We start from the raw sequence: 13,841 nt of genomic DNA, 5'->3' as shown, positions 1-13,841 counted from the left end.
CGACGCCGTTCGGGAGTTGCGTGCCCTCGATGTGAACCCACGCGTCGTGCCAGCCGATGTCGTGCATGGCGTCGCGCATTTTTCCGAAGTCGATGTTTCCCTGGCCGTAGAGTCCCTTGAAGTCCTTGGCGTGAAACTCACAGATGCGCTCTTTGCCAAGCCTGCGGATGGCCTCGCTGTAGTCCTCGCCCTCTTTCTCCATGTTGGCCACGTCATACCAGACCTGGATGTTCGGCGAGCGCACGGCTTCGAGCATCTTTTCCAAAACTGGCACCTTCAGCGTGGACTCGATGCCGTAGATGACGCCTGCCTTCTCGGCGAGCGGCGCGAGTTTCTTGAGGATGCTGGTGACCTTCTCGATGCCTGCCTCATCGCCAGCGAGGCTTCCTTTGCCAAAGAAGGCCAAAAGAACGCAGCGCGCTTTCAGGCGTTGGGCGACCTTGGGGCTCGCCAGCACCCACTTTGCGGCCTCGGGCTCGCTTTTGAGCGGCACACCGTTGAGCGTGGCCAAGGCCAAAGAAGGCACCGCGATCCCGAGTTCGGCGGATTTGGCGAGGTAGCTGTCCTGCAGCTTCTCATCGAACAGCGGCAGCCATCCCTGGGCATCCGGCTTGCTCCCGAAATCGACTTGCACGCCATCCAGCCCGATGCGCTTGGCGAGATCCAGCGAGGCCGGTTGCGCGGCGAGCTTCATGGTCCAGTCACAGGCTCCTATTTTGATTTTCATGCCTGCTGTGGCGGCGCGCAGATGTTCGACCTGCGAGGCAAGCGCGGCGAGTGCGGTGGTGGTGAGGAAGGTGCGTCGTTTCATGGGAAGAAGATTGGGACGGCCCATTTGCCGATGAGGAGGGTTTCACCGGCGGCGCAGTCCTTTTGGAAAAGGGTGCAAAAGTTCTTGGTGGAGGAGGGGTTGAAGAGCGGGACTTCGGGCAGGGCGACTTTCTCGAAGCCTTGATCCATCAGGGGCTGCGCGGCGGTGTCGCGATTGCGTTCGAGGATGGGCGTGAGGAAGAAGACGGTGCCAGCGCGTTCGCACTTGATCGTCTTCTGGCCGTTCATGGCGATGGGCAGGAAGTGCGCGTTCTTGAGCGCGGCGGGAAGTTCGGCGGCGATGTAGGCGCGGTCGGTGAAGAGTTTCGCAGATGGAATGAGCGGCTGCGGTTTGGCATCGGCGCTGGTAAGTGTGCCGGGATTTGTCGTGCGCATGGCTTTGCCGTCAGCGTTGGCATGAACGGGAGCCGTCGAGAGCGTTGGTTTCTCCTGGCCGCCGGTGGCTTTGCTGACGAGTTGGCGAAGTTTCACCGCGCCGCTCACATCTTTGCCTGCGGCCACATCTTCCTCGCGGAACGCCGCCATGAGGATGTTTCGGTCGGACACGCGATTGTAGTCGTAGATGATGCGAATGAGGCCATCGGGTGTCTGCTGGCCATCGGGGTAGGAAACGCCGAGGCGTTCATCGAGCATGAGTCCGCCGCCCCATGTTGTGCCATCGTCCTTCGAAATGTAAGCCGTGAGATGCGAGCGGCTGGTGCGTGTGTCGAGCGGGCCGTGTTTGACCAGCAGCAGATTTCCCGAGGCAAGGCGACGGATGAAAAAGCGCGAGGGCGTGTGCAGGATGCTCGATGGTTTCAACTCCGGCCACGTCTTGCCGTGATCCGTGGAGACGCTTTCACCGATGCCGTAGGTGGTGCGCACGAGCAGCCAGAGCGAGCCGTCCTTGCGCTCGACAAACATGTGCTCGTCGAACTGCCGCACGTCCTTCGGCACATTGCAGCCGCCGCGTAGAGACCAAGTCTTGCCCTGATCGGTCGAGACAAACATCTGCGCGCTGTTGTCGTGCTCCCTCCATTTGGAAATCGGTAGCACCCATTCCCCTGAGGAAAGCGCCAGCGGCTTGCACATCATCACGCCATCGCCAATGCGGCGCGGCTGCGACCACTTCGGTTGCGCGGCATCAGGCTCACTTGCCTCGATGCCCCACACGCCGAGTTCGACATCGCGTCGGCCTTTTTCCATCTGCGCCCAAAAGAAGAACAAGCGACCATCCGGCGACACCCACAGTTCAGGATCAAAGCTGCGCACAGGACCGCTCGCATCAGGATCGATGGTGAGCACTTCGTTCCATGTCTTGCCATCATCGCCGCTGGTGCTGAGCACGACGTAGTTGTTCACATCCTCGCCCGGCGTCACGCCCGCATACCACGTGGCCCAGAGTCGTCCCTTCGGCGCGACTGCCATGCTCGGGATGCCCGTGAAAGCACGGTTCGTCACCGCCTGATCGGCACGAGGTGGACCGAGATGCTGGGGAGGATGCAGGGAAGGTGCGTCGGCGGCGTGCAGCGCGGCCAGCGGCGCGAGGAGGAGGACGGTAACGAGTGTGAGGGTGAATTTCATGGTGACCTGTTCACTTCACCGGCAACACAATGCGCGACAATGCTCCCGTCTTATGATGCACTTGCTCGGTGGCGATGGCGGTCTTGCTGCTGGTGATGCCTTCGGCGGTGTTAGGATTGCGGTCGTAGAGGGGGAAGTCGGCACCGCTGATGTCCACGCGGAGTTGATGGCCTTTGGCGATGGTGGCGGCAACGGGGCCGAGATCGACGGTGATCTCATAGACTTGGCCGGGCTGCATCAGCTCGGGCTTGAGCAGCGAGTTGCGATAGCGTCCGCGCAGAATGCCGCGAGCGATGTTTTGCGCGAAGCCATCGGGATGCACGTCGATGAGTTTCACGGACCAGTCGGCATCGGGCGTATCGGTGCTGACATGGAGCTTTGCTTCAGCGTTACCGGCGAAGGTGAGCGGCTCAGTCATCGGCTCGCTGGAGTAAACGAGCACGTCATCACGATCCTCGGTGGCGCTTTGATCGACGGGACCCCACACGGCGGCTTTGATGGGACGGGTTTCGGTGATGGGGTTGGATGGCGTGGGTTTTGCCGGATCTGCACGGAAGGTGTCAGGTGTTTCGTCTTGAGTAGCTGCTTCGCGAGTCAGGCGACCATTGCCTCGGCGAGTGTTGGCTTTGCCATCGGAGTGCAAGTAGAACGAGGTCGAGGTGAAGCCCTCGGGTGGCCAGGTTTGTGCATCCCGCCAGACGTTTTCGCCCATAGAGAAGTAGCGCACGGGCGGGAAGGGCTTGGCTTGTGCGACGGGATCTTGCTTGAGATGGCGATCAAACCAATCGATCTGAAGCGCAAAGGTATCCACGGCTGCATCAGGCCCGAACTCGACTTCGGCGACCTTCGTTTTGCCCACGCTGCCATGATCCCATGGGCCGAGGATGAGTCGCTGCTGCTGGCGTGTTTTTGGGTCACGCGCCTGCTTTTGCATGATCATGAAATTGCCCACCGACTCACGCGAAAAGTAGTCGTAGTAGCCGACGACGTGCAGTGCTGGGAGTTGCAGATCAGGCAGGCGCGAGGTGAGATCGAGCCGAGTCCAAAAGCCATCCGGCTTGGGATGCGTGAGGAAGGCATCCAGCCACGGCATGTCCCAGCCGATGGCGCTATCGACCTCACCGAGCGGCAGACGCATCAAGGCCTCGCTCATGTCCGCAGCCTTCACACCTTCGTGCTTCGGAGTGTTGCCAGCGATCCAACTAGAAATGAGTGAAAGCCGCACGGAGCCGCCAAGATGGAGGTTTCGATAAAAGCTGCTCCAGGTGGCCTGGGGTGCGATTGCGGCGAGGCCGGGTGGATTCTCCGCCGCTGCCTGCCACTGCACCGCGCCAACATACGAGCCGCCCATCATGCCCACGCGACCGCTGCACCAAGGCTGGCGCGTGATCCACTCGATGGTGTCATACCCGTCCTGGCCTTCATTGTTGTATGGCGCAAACGCTCCTTCCGACCCAAACTTCCCACGGCAATCCTGCGCGATGAAGACGTAGCCAGCCTTGGCCCATCGCTCGCCCGTGGCCTTCTGCTTCGTGCGATCATACGGCGTTCGCATGAGAATAACGGGAGCTTTTGTGATCGCTTCATCTCGATAGAGGTCGGCGGTGAGCTTCTCGCCATCGCGCATCGCGATGGTAATCGTTTCGGTTTTGACCTCGGCGAAGGTGGAGGTGGCGAGGACAAGTGAGGTGAGGATAGTGGCAGCTTTCATTCGAGATAGATGAGTTCGTTGGCGTTTAGCAGGGCACGGCAGAAGGCTTCCGTGCCGTGGGTGGCGATGAGTTGGGGGGCGGCGGCGCGTTCCTTTGCGCTGGGTTCGCGCTGGAAGGTGAAGCGGTAGGCTTGGGTCACGGCGTCACCGGTTTGAATGCGGGCGGCGAGGGCCTTGGCCATGTCGAGGGTGAAGCTGTGATTGAGCAGGGTGAGGGCTTGCAATGGCGTCGTGGTGTTGGCGCGCTTCGGTGCGGCAAAGGCGATGTCGGGAAGGTCGAAGTCATTGAGCACATCGACGACGCTGGCGCGGGCGTTCTGGTGATAGACAGCACGGCGGTAACTTTCGGGACCGTGCGTATCGAGCGGGACATAGGTCGAGACATTGTTGGCAAGGTAGCGATAGAGGCGGAAGCCGGGGCCGCCCATCGGCTCCAGTTGCAGCTTGCCGCCGACGGTCAGCATGGTGTCGCGGAGTTCCTCGGCGCTGAGTCGGCGAGGCGGGAAGCGCCAGAGCAGCCGTGCGTCCTTGTCTTCCTTGGCGGCTTCCTCGCGATACGCGGCACTTTGCAGATACGTCTGCGAGAGCAGGACTTCGCGATGTAGCGGCTTGAGCTTCCAGCCGTTCGCGACGATCCGGCTCGCGAGGTAGTCGAGCAGTTCAGGATGCGTGGGTTTGCTGCCGAGGAAGCCGAAGTCGCTCGGTGTATCGACGATGCCGGTGCCGAAGTGCCACTGCCACACGCGATTCGCGAGCACGCGCGGCGTGAGAGGATTCTCGTTGCTGGTGATCCACTTTGCCAGCTTGAGACGGCGCTCGCCTTCATCTGCATCGGGCTTCAACTCGTAGGGCTTCGTGACTTGATCAAGCACGCTGAGACTCGCAGGCAGGACGGCATCGGCGGGCTTCATCGGGTCGCCGCCTTTATGGACAAAGGTGGGCTCCTTCGGCTGCGTGTGTGTGCCGACCCACATCTGCGGCAGCGCCGGCACGGCCTTGAGTTTCGCCTGCACGGTGGCGATCTGCTTGTCGAGCGCCGCTAGCTTTGTCTGCTCGTTTTTCGTCGTCGCGTCGTAGCGTGAACGTGCGATGCCATGTGCCGGTGTCCACGGCTCGCGGCCTTCATCGCTGGCGACGGTGCGCCAAGTCTGCCCGTCCGACGACACTTGAACCTCATACTCACACGGCGTGGCCCCACGTACTTTCTCCTCGACAATACTGCGATCACCACGGGCATTGATGAAGGTGATACGGTTGATCTTTTCCGGCTGCGCAAAGGTCAGCGTCAGCACGGCTGGCTCGCCAATGAACCACGCCTCGCCTAGCATTCCATCAATGCAGTATTGCGGCCCGTAGGCTTCGGGAAAGTCTTCCGCTGTCGCTGATTTCGCGCCTTCCGCCTTGGTGCCGTGGCTCGCGAGCGCGACGTTTCGATTCGGGTCTTCCGCGCTCCAGACTTGGAACTCGGTGAGCTTGCCGCCGCCGCGTTTGCCTTTTGCAGCTGGCTGATGATCTCCCGTCAGGCTGTGAATGACGAACTTGACGTATTTCGCTTCCGTAGCGGCGAAGGATTCGTCGGTGCCGTTCTGGTCGATCTTCGGGCGCGTGAATTTGGTTTTGGCAAATGCCGCCTTGGCCCGTGTCTCGATGGCTTGATCGAGCAATGCGCGTTCCACTTCGAGCTTCTTCAACTCGACAGCCAGCGGCTTCGTCGAGGCGGCGAATGCGTCACGCTGTTCCTTGGTGGCGACGACACGCCGTCCATGAGTGACGCCTTCAAACGCTGCGCGCAGCCGGTAGTAGTCCTCGGTCGGGATGGGATCGAACTTGTGGTTGTGGCAGCGGGCGCAGTTGATGGTGAGGCCGAGGAAAGCGCCGCTCGTCGCGGTAATCATGTCGTCGAGTGTGGCGGCGCGGATGTTCTTCTGCGCGACGATGTCCTGATTACCCACATCGTCATAAGGCCCCGCGACGAGGAAGGCGCTGCCGACCTCCATCTGCGGGTTGTCCTTGCCAATCACATCACCCGCGAGGTGTTCGGTGATGAACTGATTGAACGGCTTGTCATCGTTGATGGATTTGATGACGTAATCGCGAAACGGCCAGAGGTCATCGATCACGAAGTTGCGCTCGAAGCCGTTGCTCTCGCCGAAGCGAATCACGTCGAGCCAATGCCGGCCCCAGCGCTCGCCATAGCGCGGGGAGGCGAGCAGGCGATCCACGAGTGCTTCGATGGCCTGACGCGGATTCGCCTGATGTGCCTTCGCAAACGTCTCGACCTCATCGACCGTCGGCGGCAGTCCGATCACGTCGTAGCTCATGCGGCGGATGAGCGCGCGCGAATCAGCGGCGGGATTCAAAGTGAGCTTTTTCTCTGCGAGTTTCGCGGTGATGAAGCCATCAATGCTGTCGTGCGCGAACTGCTTCGCGAGCGGTTGCAGCGACCACCACGATTTGTCCCCGCGCTTCGCTTCGATCTTTACGCCGTCGCGCGGATCGGGAGCACCCATCTTTACCCAAGTTACGAGATCGGCGATGACCGCATCGGGCAGCTTGGGTTTCTTCGGCGGCATCTCCATGTCGGCTTCGAGATGCTGCACGGTTCGAATGAGCAGACTGGCTTCGGGCTTGCCCGGAACGATAACGGACTCGCCACTGTCGCCGCCTTTTTCCCAGCCCGACTTTGAGTCGAGGTAAAGGTTGCCCTTGAGCTTCTTTGCCTCCGCGCTGTGGCATGAGTAGCAATGCTCCACGAGCACTGGACGAACCTTTTGCTCAAAGAAGGCGATGCCCGCCGGATCTGCGGCGAGCGCAGCTGACGATGTGAGAAGGAGGATCGCGAGAGGATTCATGACACCGATCATGCGAGGATGTTTTTGATGACGTGCCCATGGACGTCGGTGAGGCGACGGTTCGCTCCGTTGTGATAATAGGTCAGCTTCTCGTGATTGAGCCCGAGCAGGTGCAGCACGGTGGCGTAGAAATCATACACGGTGGCGACATCGACGGCGGCGCGGCGGCCAAAGTCATCCGTCTCGCCATAGCTCACGCCGCCTTTCACACCCGCGCCCATCATCCACGTAGTGAACGCATCGGGATTGTGATCGCGACCACTGGTTCCTTCTTGATGCGTCGGCATGCGACCAAACTCCGTGCACCAGACGACGAGAACGTCGTTCAACATGCCGCGTTGCTTCATGTCGGTGAGCAGCGCAGCTGTCGGCTGATCGAAGATCGGGCAATGACGCTCGTAGTCGGCTTTCAGTGTCTTGTGCGCGTCCCAATTGAGCAGGCCATCCACATTGCTCGCCCGGGAAGCGCAGTAGAGTGAAACGTAGCGCACGCCTTGCTCCAGATAGCGGCGGGCGAGTAGGCAGTTCTTCGCATAGGCGGCCTTGAGCTTGTTGCTGTCGCCAGTGCCGTAGAGTTCATGAACATGCGAGGGCTCGGCTGCGAGATTGCTGACTTCCGGCGCGGTGAGTTGCATCTTTGCTGCGAGTTCATACGCCGCCATGCGCGCGCGGAGTTCGTCGTTACCCGGATGCGCTGCGGCGTGCTCCGCATTGATGAGCTTCAGGAAATCGCGCGTGGCCTTTTCGTCATCGGCCTTGATGCTCGCGGGCCGCGCGAGATTGCGCAGCGGCTGCTGTGCGGCCATCGCCACCGCCTGATACTGCGCGGAGAGAAAGCCATTGCTCCAGTTCGCCTTTCCATTCGGCGGTTCGCCGCGCACGTCTTGAATCGCAATGTAGGTCGGCAGGTTTTCATTCGTCGAACCCAGCGCATAGCTTACCCACGAGCCTGCACTGGGGAAGCCTTCGCGCGTGAAGCACGAGTTCATATAGATGCAGCCCGGCCCGTGCGTGTTTGTGCGCGAAGTCATGCTGTGGATGAAGGCCATGTCGTCCACATGCTTCGCCATGTGCGGCAGCATCGAGGAGATCATCTTCCCGCTCTGACCCGCTGGTGCGAAGGGCCAGGGCGACTTCATCAAGTTGCCATTCTTACCCTGAAACGTGACTTCGACATCCGCGCCGGGCATTGGTGTGCCGTGAAACTTTTCCAGCATCGGTTTGTGATCCCACAGGTCCATGTGCGACGCCGCTCCAGGGCAGAAAATCTGCAACACCTGCTTTGCCTTCGGCGCAAAATGCGGCTGGTGCAGCGGCGCAGCGGCGAGTTCGTTCGTGAACAAACGCGAAAGCGCGACACCTGTGAGTCCTGTGGTCATTTGGCCGAGGAGATGGCGGCGCTTGAGGTTTAGCGATGGGTTCATATGGCGATGTTAGCAATGGTGCCCGTGCTGCTGCCGAATGCGGCTGATTCGATGCCCATGTTCTGCATCATGGAGACGAAGAGATTGCACAGCGGCTTATTGTGCAGGGTGTCGAAGGCGAGGTGCTGGCCGTGCTTGAAGCCGCCACCGGCGAGGAGAACGGGGAGGTTGGTGCAGTTGTGGACGTTCGCATCGCCGAGGTTGCTGCCGTAGAGGACCATGGTGTGGTCGAGCAGACGTTTTGCATCAGCCGTGGGTGTGGCGGCGAGCGTAGTCAGGAGATCGCGCAGGTGCCGCATCTGCTGGAGGTCCACCTTTTCGAGTTCGGCGAGCTTTTCCTTCGACTGGCCGTGGTGGCTGAGATTGTGGTAGCCGTCGCGGGTTCGGTGCTGTGCATCGATCTCGAAGACCGGCGTGGCGAAACCGTCCACCATCAGCGTGATGATGCGGGTGGAGTCGGACTCGAAGGCGAGCTTGGCCATGTCGAGCATGAGCTGGATTTTGGGGAAGAACTTGGCCTTGTCGGCGATGTCCTTGGGCTCTGCGGTCTTGGTTTGCGGTTTGGGTTTTTGCTCCCATTCGCCGGAGATGGCGAGTCGCTGCTCCAGTTCTCGCACGGAGGTCAAATACTGATCGAGACGGCTTTTATCGTTGTTGCCGAGGTTACGTTGGAAGCTGCTGATGTCATCGCGCACGGCGTCGAGGATACTGCCACGATCTTGGAGGCGTTTGAGCGAGGCGGTAGTTTGCTTGGCATCGCCTTGGATGAACATTTTGCGAAACAAGCCCGCTGGGCTGTCCTCGGCGGGCAGCAGCACGCCGTCGCGGGTCCAGGAGAGGCTGCGGTTGGCCTTGTCGATGTTCACGCCGAGGTTCAGCGTCGGAAAACGCGTCTGCTGACCGAGCTTCTCGGCGGTGTATTGATCAAGCGAGATGCTGTTGCGGAAGCCGCTGCGCGTCGGATCGCGTGCAGCGGTGAGGAAGCAGTTCTCCGTGCTGTGACCGCCTGTGACGGCTGGATGCGAGAGGCCGCTGAAGATGGTGAAGTCGCTTCGGAATGCCGCGAGTTCCTTCAAATAGGGAGAGAGCGTGTAACCCGTGCCTTTGTCCTTCGGGAAAAAATGCTGCGGCAGCACCCCGAGGTTGTTGGAGATGAGCAGCATGCGCTTTGGAGGCGTCTGTGATGCCGCACGGGCGTAGTTTTGCTCCAAGAGCGGCAGTCCAAGCGTGACGCCGAGTCCGCGCAGGAAACGGCGGCGTGGGATCGGGGTGGAGATGTGGGGGAAGTTCATGGTGGTCGGAAATTTGATCTTTGAATCAGGAAGCCGAGGCGTATAAGTTAGGCATGACTGCAAACAACGCTGCCATCCTATTGCCCGACGTGATGTCCAAGGTTGCCTCCTTGGGGCCGACTGCCTTGGCTGCGGTGCATAAGTTCCTGCTGCGGCTGGAACTCGCCCAACTGACTGAGGATATCCAGGATGAAGCAGAGGCGCTTCGGCAGGCCGGAAAGCTGGAAGCGGATCTCATCAATGCCGCAGTGAAGGAACATCGCAGCAAACACCCATACTCGGTCTGATGTTGGTGGTTGTGGACACCAATGTGATGCTGTCGGCCTTCGCTCGGCAGTCTCCCATCGCCCGCCTGTTTCGGGCACTGGCGAACGGCGAAGTGCGCATGGCTGTGACTGCGGCGATCGTTTTGGAATACGAGGAGATCGCTGGGGAAAGAGGTGGCTCGGCTTTTGCCGCGAAGATCATGCACTGGCTCAGCTTGGTATCTGCCGCGTGGGGCACCGTGGATGTTGTGCAGCCTTCGTATCAGTTCCGGGTCATTTCTTCTGATCCAGACGACAACAAGTTCGTGGACTGCGCCATCGTGGCGAATGCCGACTTCGTGATCACCAACGACACTGACTATGCGGCACTCACCAACGCGGGCTTCAAACCGCAGCCGATCAAGCCCGAGGACTTCATCGTCAGGTATCTGTCTCCCTGATTGGATCATTTGTCAGACCCTCCGGTGAAAATGCGGCTTTGCACGAGTGCGTGAATCAGGTCCTTCACACGAAACCCATCCGCCGCGCAGGCATCGAGGATCGCCTCGATTTCTTCGCGATCTGCGAATCCCACGGGCGTGCTGGTGGCGTGGAGGGTGAGGTGTTCGAGGAGGTTTTTGGCGAGTTGGCGCGGGTTGGCGGCGAGGAGGCGTTTGAGTTCGTGGATGTCTTTGAAGGCTTCACCGGTGAGGAGCTTGCTGGAGGCATCGACGGGCTGGCCGACGAAGTAGGTGTAGGGATGGCCAGCGGGATCGAAGCCGGTGATTTTTTCGCCGCGCTCCATGCCGCGATAGCGATCTCGCCAAGCGCCCATGACATCGAAGTTCTCCATGGCGAAGCCGACGGGATCAAACTTCGCGTGACAGGAGGCGCAGGTTTTGGATTCGGTGTGTTTGGCGAGCAAGGCGCGAATGGTGGTCGCACCCCGGATGTCAGGCTCCACGGCGGGAACGCTTTTCGGTGGCGGTGGCGGCGGTTGGCCGAGAAGTTTTTCCATGATCCACACGCCGCGCAACACAGGCGAGGTGGTGGTGCCATTGGCGGTGTGTTTCATCAGCGCGGCTTGCGTGATGAGTCCGCCATACGGGCTGCCCTTTGGCAAAGTCACGCGCTGCATGGCGGAGCCGCTGACGCGTGGCAGATCGTAGTGCGCAGCGAGGCGGTCATTCACAAAAGTGAAGTTGGCGGCGATGACGGTGCTCGCGGGCAGATTCTCGCGAATCATGGCGCGGAGGAAAGACTGCGTCTCGTGGGCCATCGAATCGACGAGGTAGTCGTCTTTGCGATACTCGGGATACAAACGCTCGTCCGGGATGTCGCGGCGCAGTTTGCGCAGGTCGAGCCATTCTTCGGCAAAGGTGCGCACGAACTGCTCGAAGCGCGGATCGGCGATGAGGCGCTCGGTTTGCGCACGCAACACGGCTTTGTCATGCAAACGGCCGTTTTTCGCGAGTTGGGCCAGTTCGTCATCGGGCCGCGAGTTCCAGAGAAAATGCGAGAGACGGCTCGCGATGGCAAAGTGGGCATCGGGAGCGTCTTTTCGAGGCTCGGTGAGGTAAAGGCAGTGTGAGGAGCAAAGCAGCGCCTGATAGCCCGCGAGCATCGCATCGGCAAAAGGCGCTCCAGCGTTCATTTTGGCCTGAATGAGCTTCAAAAAGGGCTGGTGGTCCTTCTCGCTCATCGGACGCAGTGCGGCCATCGCGGCGAATCGGCGGAAGAGCTTTTCAGCATCGGCGGCGGTGGCTTTGGCGATCGATACCTCATCAAACAAGACGTGATGCGATGGCGGTGGCCACTGTGCCTCGCTGATCGGGCCGATGACTTCGAGCCACTGAATCGCGACGCCGCGATGGCCCTCCGGCGGCATCGGTGGGTAATCATAGAAGAAGCCGCCATCGGTGCGGATGAAGGGCACGGGTAAGCCGAGCGGGCTGTATTCAAAGGTCTCGCCTGCTTTGAGTTGAATCGTCGTTTCGAAATCACGCGCCTCGGGTTGCAAATCCATCCATCCACCGGTCTCGCGCACATCGCCGGAGACATCGGCACCTGAAGGCTGCCGGGCGCGGAAGCTCATCGCCACGGGTTCATGCGCGGGCACGAGGCGGAAGTCACGCACCTGCCGCACGGCTCGTCCTCGAAAACGCACGCGATACGCTCCCTTTTGTTTGGCACGAAAACCAGGCGGATAACCATAATACGGCCAGGTGGCGGAGCGAAAGAGCGCCATCTCCAAGCTGGGATCGCGGCTCTGCTCAGGCGTCATCGTTTTTAACTCCGCCGCCGTGATGGGCACCATGCGATTGTTGCGTGCGAAGAACATCGCCTCGCGTTCGCCGAAGGTGTTCAGACCTGGAAAAAGCTCCGTGCCGGTGAAGCGCTGCGTTACGGGCGCTGCGGGTGGCTTTGGGCCTGCTATCGCCGTGCGCAGTGCGGTCTCGGTGGCTTCGAGATAGGCATCGAGCTGCACATGCGACATATCCAGCAACGCGGAGACCTTGGTGAAACCATGCGCGTCGCGGTCCTCGGGCAGTTTGTCGCGAATGTCGAGATGGGGCAGCTTCAACAGCGCACGCAGGTTGTTTTCAAACTCCACACGAGTGAGCCGCCGAACCGGACCACGACCGTTTTTCGCCGTCTCTTCCTTCGCGGCGGCGAGCAGGCTCGCGCTGAGTTGCGAGACGACGGCTTTGCGTTCCTCGTCGCTGACTTTGGACTTCTCCGGCGGCGGCATCTCGCCTTTTTCGATCAGATCAAACACTCGCGTCCATCGGCCTCGTGTCTCGGCCTGACTGAGATCAAAGGTCAGCGCGGTGATGTCGAAGTCGCCCTTCGCGACGCTGTCGTCATGGCAGTCGATGCAGTGCTGATCAATGAAGCTGTGGATCGGGCTCGTGGCGGCTGATTTTGGAGTGGGTGATTCAAAGACGTGAACATTCGTGATGTGCAGTTCTTCGAGGCCGCTTTTCTTATCGATGTAGCCGTCGATCTGATCCACCAACTGATCTCGCGTGAGCTTCCAAACGACTTTTCCGGCTGGATCAATCTCCGCGAGCAGATCGCGGCCCTCGTCGGCTTTCTGCATGTGATAATCCCCGCAGGCCATGAGCACATTGCCATTGGCCAGACGTGACAGGCCAAGCGTGTAGCGGCATTGCAGGCCCAGGTCTTCGATGGTCCAGCAGCCGGTCTTTTTGCCTTCGCCATCAATGTGTAGCAACTGACAGCCTGTGGACGTGGCCACCCACAACGAGCCATCCGCATCCTGCAAGGTGGCAAAGGCCTTCTTCACGGTTGGAGAAGGCTTCAGCAGCGGATCGAGTGGGATCGTCTGCAAAACCTTGCCTGTCTTGGCTTCCACCTTCAGCACCGTTTTGCGTCCGTATTGCCCAACCCAGAAAGCATTGGCACCCGGCACTTCACGAATCATGCGATAGCGAAAGTGCAGCGGATCATCCTTGAGATCCGGCAGCGGTGACTCGCTCACGATGGCACCACTGCGGTCAACGATGCGGATTTGATTCACACCGCCGTCCATGAGCGCGAACCTCTTCCCGCCTTCGAGCACCGCCACGCTATTGGCTTCCGCGCCTTTTGCTCCAGCGACGGCTTTGTGTTCCAGGACAAGCTTCTTCCCCGCATCAAACACGGCCAAACCACCCCGGTGCGCATACGCGATGCCACCGTCCGGTAGTCGAGCTGCATCGTAAATGCCGCCGTGGCCGGGATGCTTCCAAACCGCGAGCACTTTGCCTGCTCGATTGATTTCAATGACCTGCGTGTCCGCTGCGAGCAGGTAGTGCTCCTCGGCGTGGGCGAAGGTGGTGAGGAGAAGGAAAAGAAGAAGTCTCATGGTTGGATTTAAAAGGCAGGTAGGCAGGAGAATGGGGGCAGGAGAATCAGGC

At 60.3% G+C, this 13,841-nt stretch carries 9 protein-coding genes; 2 read left to right on the top strand and 7 right to left on the bottom strand.

Annotated elements, in window-relative coordinates; all coding sequences use genetic code 11:
- From ACILSE_RS22840 to ACILSE_RS22815, 6 genes are all read right to left on the bottom strand, one after another.
- A partial coding sequence (locus ACILSE_RS22840; RefSeq protein WP_395719759.1) for a sugar phosphate isomerase/epimerase family protein occupies positions 1–811 on the bottom strand: 811 nt, incomplete at its 3' end.
- Positions 808–2,394, bottom strand: coding sequence for a sialidase family protein (locus ACILSE_RS22835; RefSeq protein WP_395719758.1), 1,587 nt, complete (start codon positions 2,392–2,394; stop codon positions 808–810). The genes ACILSE_RS22840 and ACILSE_RS22835, both read right to left, overlap by 4 nt.
- 10 nt (positions 2,395–2,404) lie before the next feature.
- Positions 2,405–4,105: a CocE/NonD family hydrolase gene (locus ACILSE_RS22830; protein WP_395719757.1), complete on the bottom strand. Its 1,701-nt coding sequence runs from the start codon at positions 4,103–4,105 to the stop codon at positions 2,405–2,407.
- Positions 4,102–6,957 carry a DUF1553 domain-containing protein gene (locus ACILSE_RS22825; RefSeq protein ID WP_395719756.1) on the bottom strand — a complete coding sequence of 952 codons (2,856 nt, stop codon included), beginning with the start codon at positions 6,955–6,957 and terminating at the stop codon, positions 4,102–4,104. Before ACILSE_RS22825 ends, ACILSE_RS22830 begins: the two co-directional genes overlap by 4 nt.
- Positions 6,958–6,965: 8 nt before the next feature.
- On the bottom strand, positions 6,966–8,381 hold the full coding sequence (locus tag ACILSE_RS22820; protein WP_395719755.1) for a DUF1501 domain-containing protein: 1,416 nt from the start codon (positions 8,379–8,381) through the stop codon (positions 6,966–6,968).
- Complete coding sequence (locus tag ACILSE_RS22815; RefSeq protein ID WP_395719754.1) at positions 8,378–9,673, bottom strand: DUF1552 domain-containing protein; 1,296 nt, start codon at positions 9,671–9,673, stop codon at positions 8,378–8,380. Before ACILSE_RS22815 ends, ACILSE_RS22820 begins: the two co-directional genes overlap by 4 nt.
- 20 nt (positions 9,674–9,693) lie before the next feature.
- Between ACILSE_RS22815 and ACILSE_RS22810 the strand changes: the two genes are divergently transcribed.
- Positions 9,694–9,960: a hypothetical protein gene (locus ACILSE_RS22810; RefSeq protein ID WP_395719753.1), complete on the top strand. Its 267-nt coding sequence runs from the start codon at positions 9,694–9,696 to the stop codon at positions 9,958–9,960.
- Positions 9,960–10,379: a putative toxin-antitoxin system toxin component, PIN family gene (locus tag ACILSE_RS22805; RefSeq protein WP_395719752.1), complete on the top strand. Its 420-nt coding sequence runs from the start codon at positions 9,960–9,962 to the stop codon at positions 10,377–10,379. Before ACILSE_RS22810 ends, ACILSE_RS22805 begins: the two co-directional genes overlap by 1 nt.
- 5 nt (positions 10,380–10,384) lie before the next feature.
- On the opposite strand, the gene ACILSE_RS22800 is transcribed toward ACILSE_RS22805, so the two are convergent.
- Complete coding sequence (locus ACILSE_RS22800) at positions 10,385–13,789, bottom strand: DUF1592 domain-containing protein (RefSeq protein WP_395719751.1); 3,405 nt, start codon at positions 13,787–13,789, stop codon at positions 10,385–10,387.
- Positions 13,790–13,841 lie beyond the last annotated feature (52 nt).

The organism is Prosthecobacter sp. (assembly GCF_044236155.1).
In the GTDB taxonomy this organism is placed as follows: Bacteria; Verrucomicrobiota; Verrucomicrobiia; order Verrucomicrobiales; family Verrucomicrobiaceae; genus Prosthecobacter.
Note: the sequence above shows the minus strand (reverse complement) of the source record. Positions and strands in the feature narration are given on the sequence as shown.